General features: G+C 42.9%; 11 protein-coding genes. All 11 read right to left on the bottom strand.

Annotation, left to right across the window (positions count from 1 at the left end):
• Positions 1 to 231 precede the first annotated feature (231 nt).
• Entirely contained in the window at positions 232 to 2,286 is a 2,055-nt protein-coding gene (gene pknB / locus NSQ54_11865) for a Stk1 family PASTA domain-containing Ser/Thr kinase (GenBank protein WYP25023.1), read from the bottom strand.
• A 5-nt stretch (positions 2,287 to 2,291) separates the two neighbouring features.
• Positions 2,292 to 3,053, bottom strand: coding sequence for a Stp1/IreP family PP2C-type Ser/Thr phosphatase (locus tag NSQ54_11870; GenBank protein ID WYP25024.1), 762 nt, complete (start codon positions 3,051 to 3,053; stop codon positions 2,292 to 2,294).
• 34 nt (positions 3,054 to 3,087) lie between these two features.
• Entirely contained in the window at positions 3,088 to 4,428 is a 1,341-nt protein-coding gene (rsmB, locus tag NSQ54_11875; GenBank protein ID WYP25025.1) for a 16S rRNA (cytosine(967)-C(5))-methyltransferase RsmB, read from the bottom strand.
• 1 nt (position 4,429) lies between these two features.
• Positions 4,430 to 5,365, bottom strand: coding sequence for a methionyl-tRNA formyltransferase (gene fmt, locus NSQ54_11880; GenBank protein WYP25026.1), 936 nt, complete (start codon positions 5,363 to 5,365; stop codon positions 4,430 to 4,432).
• Between the two features lie 25 nt (positions 5,366 to 5,390).
• Complete coding sequence (gene priA, locus NSQ54_11885; protein ID WYP25027.1) at positions 5,391 to 7,787, bottom strand: primosomal protein N'; 2,397 nt, start codon at positions 7,785 to 7,787, stop codon at positions 5,391 to 5,393.
• The gene (coaBC, locus tag NSQ54_11890) at positions 7,784 to 8,998 is read right to left on the bottom strand and encodes a bifunctional phosphopantothenoylcysteine decarboxylase/phosphopantothenate--cysteine ligase CoaBC (GenBank protein WYP25028.1); all 1,215 of its coding nucleotides are present in this window, start codon (positions 8,996 to 8,998) and stop codon (positions 7,784 to 7,786) included. Before coaBC ends, priA begins: the two co-directional genes overlap by 4 nt.
• A gap of 80 nt (positions 8,999 to 9,078) precedes the next feature.
• Positions 9,079 to 9,300: a DNA-directed RNA polymerase subunit omega gene (gene rpoZ, locus NSQ54_11895; GenBank protein WYP25029.1), complete on the bottom strand. Its 222-nt coding sequence runs from the start codon at positions 9,298 to 9,300 to the stop codon at positions 9,079 to 9,081.
• Entirely contained in the window at positions 9,301 to 9,915 is a 615-nt protein-coding gene (gmk, locus tag NSQ54_11900) for a guanylate kinase (GenBank protein WYP25030.1), read from the bottom strand.
• 31 nt (positions 9,916 to 9,946) lie between these two features.
• Positions 9,947 to 10,210 carry a DUF370 domain-containing protein gene (locus NSQ54_11905; GenBank protein WYP25031.1) on the bottom strand — a complete coding sequence of 88 codons (264 nt, stop codon included), beginning with the start codon at positions 10,208 to 10,210 and terminating at the stop codon, positions 9,947 to 9,949.
• A 397-nt stretch (positions 10,211 to 10,607) separates the two neighbouring features.
• Entirely contained in the window at positions 10,608 to 11,954 is a 1,347-nt protein-coding gene (locus tag NSQ54_11910; GenBank protein ID WYP25032.1) for an IS4 family transposase, read from the bottom strand.
• Between the two features lie 276 nt (positions 11,955 to 12,230).
• Positions 12,231 to 14,936 carry a calcium-translocating P-type ATPase, SERCA-type gene (locus tag NSQ54_11915; GenBank protein ID WYP25033.1) on the bottom strand — a complete coding sequence of 902 codons (2,706 nt, stop codon included), beginning with the start codon at positions 14,934 to 14,936 and terminating at the stop codon, positions 12,231 to 12,233.
• Between the last annotated feature and the right edge of the window lie 12 nt (positions 14,937 to 14,948).

Below are 14,948 nucleotides of genomic sequence, written 5' to 3' on the forward strand. Positions count from 1 at the left end.
AATTAAGCAACTTAACCGCTACAGGAGAATCCCTCGCACCCGCGGGTACGGCCTCAGCCACATCCGCGAAAAACCGTCGCTCCTGTGTCTTCACCGCGCACTTATCCACAGGAGTCTCGGGTTCACACCCGCTCGTTTAGTTAAATACGAATGTCGAATGATTTGATTTAAAAATCATTCGACATCTTCTAATCAGTTTGTGTAATGTCCCAAGTGCATCATCAGTTACTATCATTCATACGTTCGTTCACTTGAGCTTTTGATTAATTCGTCGTTAATATACAGATCAAATGAACCAGAGTAGCTTGGGCTTACTCGGATTGGAATGGTGTATGTTTTTGATTCGGAAATCTCTTCATCTACAAACACTTCGTCCTCGCCTTCCGTTGAGGCATCACGATAAACAATTCGGATGTCAAACACTTTTCCATCCTCTTGTTCCTGCTGCGATACTTCTACTGGTTGACTAACATCAATGACTCGACTCGGTTCTTCCTCATCATCCGGTTCGTCATCACCTGGGGTATCCGTTGCTGGAGGGGCTGTCCCTCCAGGAGATTCGCCTTCTGCTCCTCTGGACACAACCACTTCTACGTTGCTGCCTGGATCGAGCATTTCAAATGGCTCAGGATCTTGAGAGATGATTCTCCCTTCGGCAATTGTATCGCTATATTCAAAGGAAAACCGACCTCTTAACCCTTCATTATTGAAGTAAGAACGAGCTTCCTCTTCCGTTTCACCCTCTAGATTTGAAAGACGAATTTGACTCTCAACCGCATAGGTTAAATAGACTGGAGTATTTGAGGGTACAATGGTTGAACCTGCAACTGGTGTTTGACTAATGACCGTGCCTTCAGGCTTTTCATTGCTTTCCCTCGTTACTCTTTCAACTGTAACGTTTAATTGCTCTAGCAACCGTTCTGCTTGCTCAATGGGCAAGTCTACATAGTCTTGCAAGGTAATCTCTTCTTCTACACCACTCACCTGCACTCGAACCGTCGAGCCTTCTTTTACAGAGGATCCTACACGTGGATTTACTGAAATGACATTCCCTGAATCAACTGAGTCATCCTCAACCTCTTGAATATCTACAGTCAAACGAAGATCTTCAAGGGTTTGCTCTGCTTCTTCAATCGGTTCATCAATGATATCTGGAATGGTTACTTCTCCCACACGAAAAACACTTGGTAAAATCGCAAACGCAGTGGCCCCTACGACTAAAGTAAAGAGAGCCGTTAGGACAAGAATAATGAGCCATTTCTTTCGCTTTTTTGGTTTTTTCGGTTTGGCAATCGGCTCTGCTTGAGGCGGTTTACTTTCTGTAACCTGTTGGACAGGTTTTGTCGGTTCCGCTGCAATCGTTTTTTCTAAATCAACCGATTCTGGAAGCTTACCAACAATCGGAACCGCTTTTGTCACTTCATGATCGTCTTCCTTTTTCACCGTATAAGGTGTTTCATCCGATCGCTCTGGGTCTAGAAGTGTATATGCATCCTCTTCCATTTCCTCAGCCGTTTGATACCTTGCAGCTGGATCCTTCATTGTGGCTTTATGGATCATATTTTCTACACTTTGGGGAATCGATTGGTTGATGTTTCGAATGGATGGCATATCGTTTTGTAAATGTTTTATTGCAATAGAAACAGCTGTATCACCTGAAAAAGGTAACACTCCTGAGAGCATTTCATAAAACACGATGCCAAGAGAATAAATATCAGAACGGTAGGTAATATGACCACCACGTGCTTGCTCAGGTGATAAATAGTGAACAGAACCCATGACAGAGTTCGTATGCGTAATGGTCGCAGCTGACATCGCTCGTGCGATACCAAAATCAGCTACTTTTGCTTCACCGTCTTCACTAATTAAAATATTATGTGGTTTAATATCCCTATGCACGATTTGGTTCGCATGGGCGTGTGCCATTGCAGCTAGAATTTGTTTAAGGTAGCCTAGGGCAACTTCTACTTGAAGTGGTCCTTCTTGTTGAATTAACTCCTTTAGAGTCTGCCCCTTCACATATTCCATCACGATATAATATAAATTGCCTTCTTCTCCAACATCAAAGATATTCACAATATTTGGGTGAGCTAAGCTTGTTGCTGCTTGTGCTTCTCTTCGAAATCGTTTAATAAACTGTTCATCATCTGAGAACTGGGGCTGAAGTACTTTAACCGCCACGTGACGATCTAAAATCACATCTAGAGCTAAATAGACGTTTGCCATTCCGCCCCCACCGATGCCCTCGATAATCACATACCGGTCACTAATTCGTTGTCCTATCATGCAGATCACCCGACCTCATCAGAATCTGCAGGGAAACGTACTAGCGCAATGGAGATGTTATCTTCTCCCCCACGGTTGTTAGCTTCCTGTATACATTGCTTGGATACCGCTTCTACTGAATCGTTTGTGCTTAGGAATGATTCAATATCAGTGGTTGAAAGTTTATCGGATAATCCATCAGAGCATAGAAGTAAGTCCCAAGGTGCTTCTAATGAGAAAATCATGACATCCATTTTTATCTGAGGCTCTGTACCAAGTGCTCGTAATAGTACATTTTTTCGCGGATGATTCTCTGCTTCTTCAGATGAGATTTGACCTGTACGTCTTAGCTCTTCAACCAATGAATGATCTGATGTTTTTTGTGAAAATGATTCGTCTGTACGCAAATACGCACGGCTATCCCCGATGTGACCAATCGCAACATATTCTTCCGTACAAATCGCTGCCACAAGTGTTGTTCCCATTCCTTGACATTCTTCATGGGTGTTCGCATGATCATGAACAGCTAGGTTTATTGATGTAAATTGTTCCTTAAGCCAGTTCTCCGCTTCGTTAGCTGTGAGTGGCTGATCTAGTTCTACCCATGCCGTACTTAACAACTTGGAAGTCATCGCACTCGCTACATCTCCCGCAAGGTGACCTCCCATACCATCTGCAACAAACGCAAGAAGTCCTGCGTCTGTTTGGTAAATTCCACCTGAATCCTCATTATGAGACCTAACTTGTCCAACATCTGATAAGAAAATATAATCTAAACTGTTACTCATTCATCCACCTCTTTTCATGAGCTTCGTTGTTTCTTTATGCGTTTCTTTTTAGAGCTGTAATAAAAAATCCATCTGAATGATGATCCTGAGGAAGAACGGTGATCATTCCATCCGTAAAACGGTCTGAATCAAGAGCACTAGGCAATCGATCTTTTAAGCTTGCATCCAGTGAGAACTGAGGATTTTCTGCTAAGAATGCTTTTACTGTTTCTTCATTTTCATCCTTGTCCACTGTACACGTACTATAAACAAGTAAACCTCCAACACTTACACACGTACTAGCTGCTTGCAAAATATCTTTTTGGATGGAAGCAATCTGATGAACGTCTTTTTCTGATTTAGCCCACTTAATATCAGGCTTCCGCTTTAATACACCGAATCCCGTACAAGGCGCATCTACAAGTACTCTGTCATATCGTTCCGTGTGGTCTACAAGCTTTCTTGCATCAAGCGCCTGCGCTTCAATAATCGACAACTCTAATCGACTGGCTTGCTGCTTGATAAGCTTCACCTTTTGCGGATGCAGATCAAGAGCCAAGACGTGGCCCTGGTTGTTCATTCTCTCAGCAAGGTGAGTGGTTTTTCCTCCAGGGGCAGCACACGTATCCAGTACCTTCATTCCTTCTTCTGGAGCAAGCGCTCGTGCTACCAGCATAGAGCTTTCATCTTGAGCTGTCATCAATCCACTTAAGTAAGCAGCTGATTCAAATACAGCCCCTTTTACGATGATGATTCCGTCCTCAGTAAGTTCTGCAGGTCTTGCCTCTATTCCTTCTTCTGCAAGTTGATCAAGTAATGCTTCCCTCGACGTCTTCACCACGTTTACTCGCATACTGACAGGGGCAGGCGTGAGGTTTTCCATACACATTGCTTCTGTTTCTTCTAAACCATACTGCTCGATCCAACGTTTTAGTAACCAGCTTGGGTGGCTTGTTTGAATCGATAAACGCTCAACCGGATCTTTAATGGCATCAAATGATGGACGCTCGGTGCGTTGGAAACTTCTAAGAACACCATTAACCATTCCACTAATCCCTTTGTGCCCTAAGCTTTTTGCGATCGTTACTGCTTCATGAACAACTGCACGCTCAGGTACACGATCTAAGTAAACCATTTGGTAGACAGATAGCCGAAGCAGGACCAAAACCCACGTATCTAGTTTTGCTAAATCTTTTTTTATCAACGGTTTGATATAGTAATCTAGCGTTAGCTTACGCTGGATTGTTCCGTATACAATCTCTGTTAAGAGGGCAGAATCACGTCGATCCAACCCTGCTTTCTTTCTCGTTTCATTTAAGAGCAAATGGCTATATGCTTGATTTTTTTCAATCTTAAGTAGTACATCTAATGCTGATTCACGAACTGTTTTTCCCATGCTATTCTCCTACCTTTGTTCCTAAAGCCACTTTTTGGCCGACACCGCGATAGAAGGATGCTGCATCCATTCGTTTTTTACCGGCTGGCTGTAATTCTGTGATTTTAATCATTTGTTTATCTCCAGTGGAAATAAATAAGCCTTCGTCGTTAAGCCTAACAACGACACCCGACGTGCTCTCAGTTGACTCTTCATCTACGATTTCTGCCTTCCAAACTTTTAGATTCTGACCCTCAAGTGTTGTATAAGCGACCGGCCATGGGCATAGACCTCGAATCTGGTTGTACAGATCTTTTGCACTTTTTGACCAATCAAGCTTTTCCATGTCGCGTGAGATGTTTCTTGCAAATGTTGCTTTTTCGTCATCTTGTTTGATGGGTGTTATCTCGTTATTGAGTAATTGTTTAATCGTACGAATTAAAAGCGGCGCACCGATCTCGCTAAGCTTATCATGAAGGGTACCAACATTATCATCGTCTGAAATCGTCACAGATTCCTGACTAAGGATATCCCCGGCATCAAGCTTTTGAGCCATATACATAATCGTGATGCCTGTTTCTTTCTCACCATCGATAATGGCTTGGTGAATTGGTGCTCCCCCACGGTATTTTGGAAGAAGGGAAGCATGTACATTTAAACATTTATATTTCGGTACATCTAAAAGCTCTTGTGGCAAAATTTGACCGAATGCTGCTGTAACAATTAAGTCAGGCTCAAGATCAGCTACAGTCTGCCACTCATTTTTTATCTTCTCAGGTTGAAGCACCGGTAGTCCTAGCTCTTCCGCCTTCACCTTCACCGGTGGAGGCGTTAACGTTTTTTTGCGACCAACTGGACGATCTGGCTGTGTCACAACAGCTTTTACTGGATATGTGGAATGAAGTGCCTGAAGAACAGGCACCGCAAAGTCTGGCGTTCCCATAAATACGATATTCATAAACTAATTCACACTGCCTTTCACCCTACATAAAAAAGTAAGGATGCATATCTAAACTGATTTGTAATTGACCTTGTGTTGTATCGCGCATATAATGCTGCAAAATTTGTTGCAATGCTTCGATCAGCTTAGGTTCATTTTTGTATTTTATCATGCATTGATAGCGATATCTATCTTTTATCCGGGCGATCGGAGACACCACCGGGCCTAGGATCACTGTTTCTTGACTCAGCGTTCGCTTCAGAAAATCTGCAATCTTTTGTGATTTCTCAATTACATTCGGTAGGTCAGGATCTGAGATCGTAACAAGTGCCATAAAGCGGTACGGAGGGTATTCTCCCACCTTGCGTTGAAGCATTTCGGTTTGATAAAACGTTTCATAATCATGTGTTTTTACTAGTTGAATACTATAATGCTCCGGAGTATATGATTGAAGCAACACTTCCCCCGGTCGTTCATGCCTGCCTGCACGCCCGCTCACCTGCTCCATGAGTTGAAATGTTCGTTCAGCCGAACGAAAGTCTGGAATATGAAGCATCGTATCTGCAGCCAGCACACCTACTAATGTAATATTCGGGAAATCTAGCCCCTTTGCAATCATTTGTGTACCAAGAAGAATATCAGCCTCGCCTCTTCCAAATGAATCGAGTAGCTGCTGATGAGAACCCTTTGTTCTGGTTGTGTCGACATCCATCCGAATGACTCGTGCTTCAGGTAAGACACGCGTCAATTCTTCTTCGACCTTTTGTGTACCCGACCCAAAAAAGCGGATATGATCACTTTGGCATTCGGGGCACTTAACGGGCATAGCTTCTTCATGACCGCAATAATGGCATTTTAACGAATGATTGCTCCGATGGTAAGTTAACGAAATATCACAGTGCTCACATTGTGGTACATACCCACAGTCTCGACACATCACAAACGTGGAATACCCTCTTCTGTTTAGAAAAAGTACAGTTTGTTCACCACGTTCTAACCGAATCCTCAAAGCTTTCATTAAGGCAACCGAGAACATCGAACGATTTCCTGCACGTAATTCTTCTCTCATATCAACAATTTCAACAGATGGCATGGGACGATTATTTACTCGATGATGTAAGGATAGGAGTGTATATACCCCTTTTTGAGCCCGAGCATAGGTTTCAAGTGCGGGAGTAGCACTACCGAGAATAACCGGGCATCCGTGATACTGACTTCTCTCAATCGCTACTTCCTTCGTATGATACCGTGGCATGTCCTCTTGTTTATAGCTCATCTCATGTTCTTCATCCATAATGATAAGCCCAAGATGTTTAAAGGGAGCAAATACGGCTGAACGCGCTCCTACAACAACCTTGACCTCACTACGATGAATCTTGCGCCATTCATCATACTTTTCACCGACGGATAGACCTGAGTGCAGAACAGCCACCTGGTCACCAAAACGAGACTTAAATCTTGATACAATTTGCGGAGTTAACGAGATTTCGGGAACAAGCATGATTGCTTCTTTGCCTTGCTTTAATACAAGATCAATCGCTTGAAGATAAATTTCCGTTTTTCCACTACCTGTCACACCATGTAATAGAAAGGTTTCGCTTTTCTCCTCTTCAATCGTTTGTTTAATCGATGAAAAGGCCTGTTGCTGTTCATCCGTTAAAGGTAATGGCGGCGAGGACGGAACATCTATTCCTTGAAATGGATCTCGATACGTCTCCTTATCCCATTCTTCAATTAACCCTTTATCAATGAGTGTTTTTAAGACTGCTCTTGTTGACTGAGTGAGTTGAAGAAGCTCCTGTGATTTGATTGATTCGTTTCGGTCTGATAGGTAGCGGATTAATTCCAGTTGTTTATGGGCAGTTGGTTTAACAAGTGTTTGATCACCTTCAGGATGAAGCTTTACCCATTTCTCTGTTTTTTTCTTTCCTTTTTCTTTTACAACATAATGAACAGCTAGTTGACCTGACTCCATCGCCTTACGAAGGGTTCCGAGTTGTCCACCTAACACTTCAACGGCATCCTTCCAGAGAACACACGCTTTCTCACTAAAAAGTGTTTGAAGCGTCGGATGAAGCGATGCTACATCTATCTTTAAATGTATCTCTTTAATTACGGCTGTTTTTAAAGCGGCTGGTAGCATCGCTTGAAACGCACTGATTTGAAAACAAATTGTCTTCTCTGCAAGCCACTTCCCTAGCTTAAGAAGCTCGTCCGTTAAAACGGGAACGGGATCAAGCACCTCATCAATCGCTTTAAGCCGACCCACATCACTCGTCTGTGTAACCTCCATGACAAATCCTTGTATCTGACGAGGACCAAAAGGAACCACAACACGCATACCAGGCTGAATGATGTCCTCAAGGTGAGATGGAATCAGATAGTCAAATAACCGATCTGTTTGTGCAGCAGGTACATCGACAATCGTTCGTGCAATCATTCGTTATGAGGCTCCTTCGCAAACTCTTTAATCGCTGATAAAATATGCTGTGCCATTTGTTTTTTACTTCCAATAGGATAGGCTTGTTCTCCCCCTAAGCGATCATAGATGGAAATAATATTCGTATCTCCATTAAACCCTGCTCCTTCAGCGGAAATATCATTCGCAACGATAAGATCCAGATTCTTTTTCGCTAACTTCTCTTTGGCATAGTGCTCTACATTTTCTGATTCCGCCGCAAATCCGATTAATAACTGATCGCTTGTTTTTGTAGAACCGAGTGTTTTAAGAATGTCTGTTGTTGGTTCAAGCTCAATGACCCACTGCTCTTCTTTTTTCTTATGCTTTTGTTCGTATGTAATGGAGGGAGTATAATCTGCTACAGCTGCCGACTTAATCGTTACATCTGCTGTCTTAAATGCTTTAGTTGTTACTTGGAACATCTCTTCTGCCGAGTTAACCTTTATAAGATTTACACCAACTATTGGCTCAAGGGAAGTCGGACCGGACACTAATGTCACATCGGCCCCTTGTTCCATAGCCGTTTCTGCTATGGCATAGCCCATTTTCCCAGAAGAATAATTAGTGAAATACCTAACTGGATCAAGCTGCTCCTGTGTCGGGCCTGCCGTAATTAATACCTTTTTTCCAGACCAGTACGAATCCTTTTCAACAAAAAAAGCTTTTAATGATTGAACAATATCAAGCGGCTCTGCCATTCTACCTTTCCCAACCCATCCACATGCTAAATAGCCTGCCGTCGCATCAAGAAAATGATAGCCAAAGTCTTGAAGCTTCTCCATATTACTTTGAACAGCAGGATGATTATACATATTAATGTTCATAGCTGGTGCGATAAAAACAGGAGCTGTGGTAGCAAGCATGGTTGTTGTGACCATATCATCTGCAAGTCCATGTGCTAATTTTGCCAAAACATTTGCCGTAGCTGGTGCAATGACACACGCATCAGCCCAGTCTGCAATATCAATATGCGCGATACGCTCCGGATTCGGTTCGGTAAATGTATCAATATAAACAGGATTTCTTGATAACGCTTGAAATGTAAGAGGTTGGACAAACTCCTGTGCCGAATTTGTCATCATCACTTTAACCTCTGCACCTGCTTGTACCAATTTGCTTGTTAGGTCACAGGCTTTATACGATGCAATACCACCTGTTACACCAAGTACGATTTTTTTGCCCTCTAACATATTCCCCGCCTCTTTCTTCTATAGTTCCTCCATCATATAAGAAAACAACCTATTTCCGCAAAAATAGGTTGTTTGGTCTTTTATTCAACAGTGTCTTCTGGTTGTAGACGTTCAAACGTAAGCTTGTCTGAAACGATTTCTTCAAGCGCCATGCCTACTGACTTATATGATTTTGGCTTATCAACTAACGGACCACGACGAGCATCCTCACTAATTTCACGTGCGCGTCTTGATGAAACCGTTACTAACGTATACTTTGAATCTAATTTCTCCATAAGGGAATCAATTGATGGATATAACATTTATTCAACCTCCACAAGTTCTTTGTATTTTTCAATTAAACGTACACGTTTGCAGTGTTCCGCTGTGACGATTGACTTAATTCGGCTAACCGCATGCTCAACCGCATCATTTTCAACCACGTAATCGTACATCTTCATTAAATCAATCTCTTCTTTTGCAACCGTCATTCGTTGATCAATGACTTCAGCTGTTTCTGTTCCGCGTCCAACAATACGATTTCTAAGCTCAGCTAAGCTTGGAGGCATCAAGAAAATGAACACACCTTCAGGGAAGCTTTCCCTTACTTTCATAGCACCTTGTACTTCAATTTCTAAAATAATGTCCTGACCTTTATCTAATGTTTCGCGCACATAATCAACTGGTGTTCCGTAAAAGTTGCCTACATATTCTGCCCATTCAAGCAGTTTATCCTCGGCGATCATGGTTTTAAACTCGTCATGGCTCTTGAAGAAATAGTTCACTCCATCTACTTCACCAGCTCTTGGGTTACGAGTGGTCGCTGAAACAGAATATTGAATGTCTGTTTCCTCTTGTCTTAATGCTCCGCAAACCGTGCCTTTTCCTACTCCCGCGGGGCCTGATAACACAATCAGTAGGCCTTTCTCTTTTTTCATGTGAACCGTACCTCCATTTTAAACTGTTAGCTTACGAATCCTCGGAATTCTCATCTTTTACTGTTAGCCTTTGTGCGACTGTTTCTGGCTGAACAGCACTTAAGATTACATGGTCACTGTCCGCTACAATCACCGCTCTTGTTCTACGACCATAGGTTGCATCAATCAGCATATTACGGTCTCGCGCGTCTTGTATAATTCGTTTTATTGGTGCAGATTCCGGGCTCACAATAGAGATAATCCGGTTCGCTGAAACAATGTTGCCAAATCCTATATTAATTAATTGAATACTCAAAGTGGCATCCCCCTGTCTACTTGATCCTTCTAATCTCTCCGTTAGCTCTTTTTCTCATTATTATAACCAAATAATTCCTTATATTATACGAACACATTCTACTTATACGTTGTATAGTTGATAAGTAAACATTTATGTAACGAGATCGCATCCCTTCTATTCTAACGGAAACCGCGCTTAACAACAAGTCTACTTTAGCTTTGAACTAAAAAATACTAATAGTATCTGCCGCTACATGGAAACTTCGCTTTCCGTGGGTACGGCCCATAGCCGTCAAGTTAAGAAAGGAAAAAGAAAGAGCTCATCCTTTATCTTGTAGTGGATCTAGTATTTTCCATCAGGGTACGTATGGATAGATTGGCTCTTTTTATATTTTTTTGCACCGGATTCTACCGTTTTACTCCATACGCGCATGTGTTTCATAGGCGATCTGTAAGATGTCATAGGGACTTTGATGGCGGTGGCGATGGTCTTTTCGTCCATATCGGTAAATGTTCTCGTAGATATTTTCTAGAACGTCTTCTAATGAAGAACGATGATAGAGAGCGTATCCTTTTGACTCTTCTATAGCCCTTTTGGCATGATGGATACACTTGTATTCACTGCCTTCGAGGTGGTGTTTTTGATGAAGATAGAACCGGCATTGAAACGCCACCATCGAAGAAAGCAGAATGTGTATAAGTTTCCCATACATGTGGCAGAGAAACCGATCTGGATTCATCGCGCGCACGTGATCAATGGCGAAAAGGGATTTCCACGTTTTGAAAAGAATCTCGACTTGCCAGCGTAAGGAATACATCGGATACAATGCTTGCACATCCATTTCTTCCTGTGTTAGGTTAGTGGCAAGGATTTGGGTATGATCCTTTTTGTCGGCGGATTGGGTATGACCCCCTTTCCGTCTTCTTTTTCGTAAACCGGCTTTCCTCTTGTTTTGTTGATCCTCTGTCAATCGTTGCACGATGACACGGGTTTGAAGGGTGTTCTTTCCTTTGACCCCTAATTGGATGACCCCATAATCTTTGATCGCTCCCGGTTCTAGCTGCTTCGCATCTTCTTCTGGTTTGATTTGGATTCGTTCCCCTTGATCATCTCTAGTCCAATAGGTCATATTGGCCGGCGTCCGCGTGATATAAGAAGCGCCTGCACGATCAATTTGTTTCAAATGGTCGCCAGAAAAGTAGCCGAGATCACGGATGATCAAATCTCCTGGCTGGATCGTATCGGCTAATGCATAGGCGGCGTGATGGTCACTTTCTCTTGAACCGCAAAGTAAGGTATGCAAAAATTTCCCCTCATATAGCTCATACTCTAAATGAATTTTCGCTCCATCTGAAGAAGTACCTTCTTTCCTTGGTCGTTCAAATGAAGTCGCATCTAAGATGCGGATCCGAGAAAACGGGGTCTCCGGAAGAGGTGGCATGGCGATGACCTCTTGTTTGCCCGCCAATTGAAAAAACACATGCTTCAAAAAAGCGGCTCCTTTTTCATCGAAGCGTTGGTGTAAGGCTTGTTTGGAGAGCTGGGTATTCGATTCACGCGAAAGAGCTCCACAAAGCTGTGTTAACTCTGTAGAACCCACGGGTTGAGGCAGAAACGCACAAATACTCAAGAAATCCTCAGGTTTTAATTTCTTTAGACGCTGTACAAACCCAACGTCTCGGGCAGATTGGCGAAGGTTCGGTACAGATAAAACGTCCAACACGGTTTTCGCAAACGTACTGAACTCCTCTTTTAAAGACACAAACGATCCCTCCCTAGGACTGGTTAAACCCCCATCCTAACGAAGAATCGTCTATAATTAAACCGATTTTACTTAACTTGACGGCTATGGGGTACGGCCTCAGCCCCTTCCGTGGAAGAACGCCACTTCAGTGTCTTCACCGCGCACTGTATCCACAGGAGTCTACGTTTCCATTTCCGCTATTTAGGATTCAACATAAAAAAACTGATGACCCTATATTAAGGTCACCAGTCTTATGTTCGTCTTGATTAAATCTTTTGCTAAGATATTTACAATCTACTTCGCACGTTTCATTAACTGGAAGCCTCCAAGTACTACTGTTGGGATTGCGGCGAGTCCGAGGACTAGTAACCACTCTCTGAGTGAAATTGGAACGGTGTGGAACACTGGTTGTAGTGACGGGATGTAGATAACAGCCAGCATGAGTAGGGTTGAAATAAGTACCGCTACAACTAGGTATTTATTTTCAAATGGATTTCGGTGATAGACCGAATACTCACTCCGGCAATCAAATACATGGATTAATTGAGCCATGACAAGTGTTAAAAAGGCTACGGTCTGAGCACGAGTTAGGTCTGCGTCGTGCTCTTGGTACACAAGCCAGAAGGCAGCTAATGTAACTAGACCAATCATAAATCCTCGACTAATAATTTTCCATGTGAGTCCTCTTGCAAATACACCTTCATTCGGGCTTCTTGGCTTACGTTTCATTACATCGCCTTCAGCCTGATCCATTCCAAGTGCCATTGCAGGAAGTCCGTCTGTTACAAGGTTCACCCAAAGAATTTGGATAGCAGCAAGTGGAAGAGGTAATCCAAGAATCATCGCAAAAAGCATCACGAGAATTTCTCCAACATTTGAAGCCATCATGTAGCGGATGAACTTTCGAATATTTTCGTATATATTTCGCCCTTCTTTGATCGCTTCTTTAATGGTTGCAAAGTTATCATCACTTAAAATAAGCGAAGATGCTTCCTTTGCCACGTCTGTTCCGGTGATCCCCATCGCAATACCAATGTTGGCTGCTTTAATCGCTGGCGCGTCATTAACTCCGTCACCAGTCATGGCAACAATATGACCATTCGCCTGAAGCGCTTGTACGATTCGTAGCTTATGCTGAGGTGATACTCTCGCAAACACAAAGATTCGATCAATTTGCTCAACTAATTCTTCATCAGACATTTTAGAAAGAGTCTGACCATCCACCACAAGTCCTCCGTTTGGAAGAATGTTAAGCTGTCTTGCAATAGCTGACGCAGTAATTTTGTGATCCCCTGTAATCATGACCGTCCGAATACCCGCTTCACGACATTCAGCAATCGAGTCCTTCACTTCTGGGCGAGGAGGATCAATCATCGCCTGGATTCCAATGAACGTTAACTCTTTTTCTGTTTGCTCAGCTGTTTGTATCATTTCATGTGGATCAAGCACGCGGAAGGCGATCGCAATCGTTCGTAGTGCCTCCCCAGCCATCGTTGCCACAGCTTCCTCCAGCTCTTGTTTGCCTTTTGCACTCATTCGTTCGCTTCGGTCTCTTTTTAAAATGAGGCTTGTTCGAGACGAAATCACGTCCGGTGCTCCTTTTGTAATCAGGATTCGTTTCCCTGAGCGATCTCGAACGATGACACTCATCATTTTTCTCGTTGAATCGAACGGAAATTCATGAATCACCTGATATTGTTTCGTTAGTCCTTCTCGACTGTAACCAGCTTTTTTAGCTGCTACTACAAGCGCTCCTTCGGTTGGATCACCATCAAGAATATATTCCGTTTGTGATTTTTTAAAGCGTTTCTCTTCCTTGCGTTCAACAATGTCTGCGTGACTTGCCAGTAAGCCAAAGCTAAGTAATTGAGCGAGCTCACGATTTTGCTCAGGGAGCACATGCTTGCCATTCTCTAAAAACTCACCACTTGGCTCATACCCTGTTCCGGTTACATCCCAGTAGCGTCCACCGCTCCAAAGCTTTGTTACCGTCATTTTATTTTGTGTTAATGTACCAGTTTTGTCCGAGCAAATAACCGATGCGCATCCTAGTGTTTCAACCGCAGGTAACTTACGCACGATCCCTTTTCGTTTAATCATCCGTTGAACACCAAGAGCAAGCGCAACCGTAACGATCGCTGGAAGACCTTCTGGAATGGCTGCTACTGCAAGAGAAACCCCGCTTAAGAACATCGTATTTAACTCATGTCCTTGAAGTAGTCCAATCACTACAACTAACGCCGTTAAAAGTAGGGCCACAGCAATCAGCATCTTACCAAGCTGCTCTAAACGAAGTTGAAGTGGCGTGACGAGTGTTTCAGTTGTTTGAAGTAAATGAGCAATTTTCCCCATCTCTGTTTTCATGCCTGTACTTACCACAATTCCTTGTCCATTACCCTGGGTGATCATCGTTCCCATAAACAACATATTCTCTTGATCCCCAATTTCTAATTCATCTGAATCAAGGCTTTGACTTTTTTTGTGAACAGGTACGGATTCACCAGTGAGAGACGCCTCGTCCACTCGAAGCTCATTCGTATGAAGAAGGCGAATATCTGCACCAATTCGGTCTCCACTTTCAATACGAACCACATCACCTGGAACCACTTCAGCAGATGGGATTTTTATCCACTCGCCATCACGCTTTACTGTCATTTGTGGGGCTGAAAGTTCTTTTAGCGCATCTAGAGATTTCTCAGCCTTACGTTCTTGAACATAGCCAAGTATTCCGTTAAGCAAAACGATACACATGATCGTAATGGCATCAATAACTTCCCCAATCAAACCAGAAATTAATGTAGCTGCAAGCAACACCAACACCATAAAGTCTTTAAACTGAGCAAGGAATACAAGGATCGCTGGTGTTTTTTTGCCCTCATCTAGCTTGTTTGGGCCAACTTGATTTAAGCGTTTTTTTGCTTCTTTGGTTGTGATCCCAACCTCTACATTTGAACCGGTTTTACTTACAACCTCTTCTTCATTTTCTCGATACCAATTCATCTAGACACCTCA

Source organism: Alkalihalobacillus sp. FSL W8-0930 (genome assembly GCA_037965595.1).
GTDB lineage: Bacteria > Bacillota > Bacilli > Bacillales > Bacillaceae_D > Alkalicoccobacillus.

What these genes read in the sequence shown, in the direction of transcription:
- pknB (WYP25023.1), bottom strand. Translation starts at nt 2,286, where the DNA reads ATGATAGGACAACGAATTAGTGACCGGTATGTGATTATCGAGGGCATC.
- NSQ54_11870 (WYP25024.1), bottom strand. Translation starts at nt 3,053, where the DNA reads ATGAGTAACAGTTTAGATTATATTTTCTTATCAGATGTTGGACAAGTT.
- rsmB (WYP25025.1), bottom strand. Translation starts at nt 4,428, where the DNA reads ATGGGAAAAACAGTTCGTGAATCAGCATTAGATGTACTACTTAAGATT.
- fmt (WYP25026.1), bottom strand. Translation starts at nt 5,365, where the DNA reads ATGAATATCGTATTTATGGGAACGCCAGACTTTGCGGTGCCTGTTCTT.
- priA (WYP25027.1), bottom strand. Translation starts at nt 7,787, where the DNA reads ATGATTGCACGAACGATTGTCGATGTACCTGCTGCACAAACAGATCGG.
- coaBC (WYP25028.1), bottom strand. Translation starts at nt 8,998, where the DNA reads ATGTTAGAGGGCAAAAAAATCGTACTTGGTGTAACAGGTGGTATTGCA.
- rpoZ (WYP25029.1), bottom strand. Translation starts at nt 9,300, where the DNA reads ATGTTATATCCATCAATTGATTCCCTTATGGAGAAATTAGATTCAAAG.
- gmk (WYP25030.1), bottom strand. Translation starts at nt 9,915, where the DNA reads ATGAAAAAAGAGAAAGGCCTACTGATTGTGTTATCAGGCCCCGCGGGA.
- NSQ54_11915 (WYP25033.1), bottom strand. Translation starts at nt 14,936, where the DNA reads ATGAATTGGTATCGAGAAAATGAAGAAGAGGTTGTAAGTAAAACCGGT.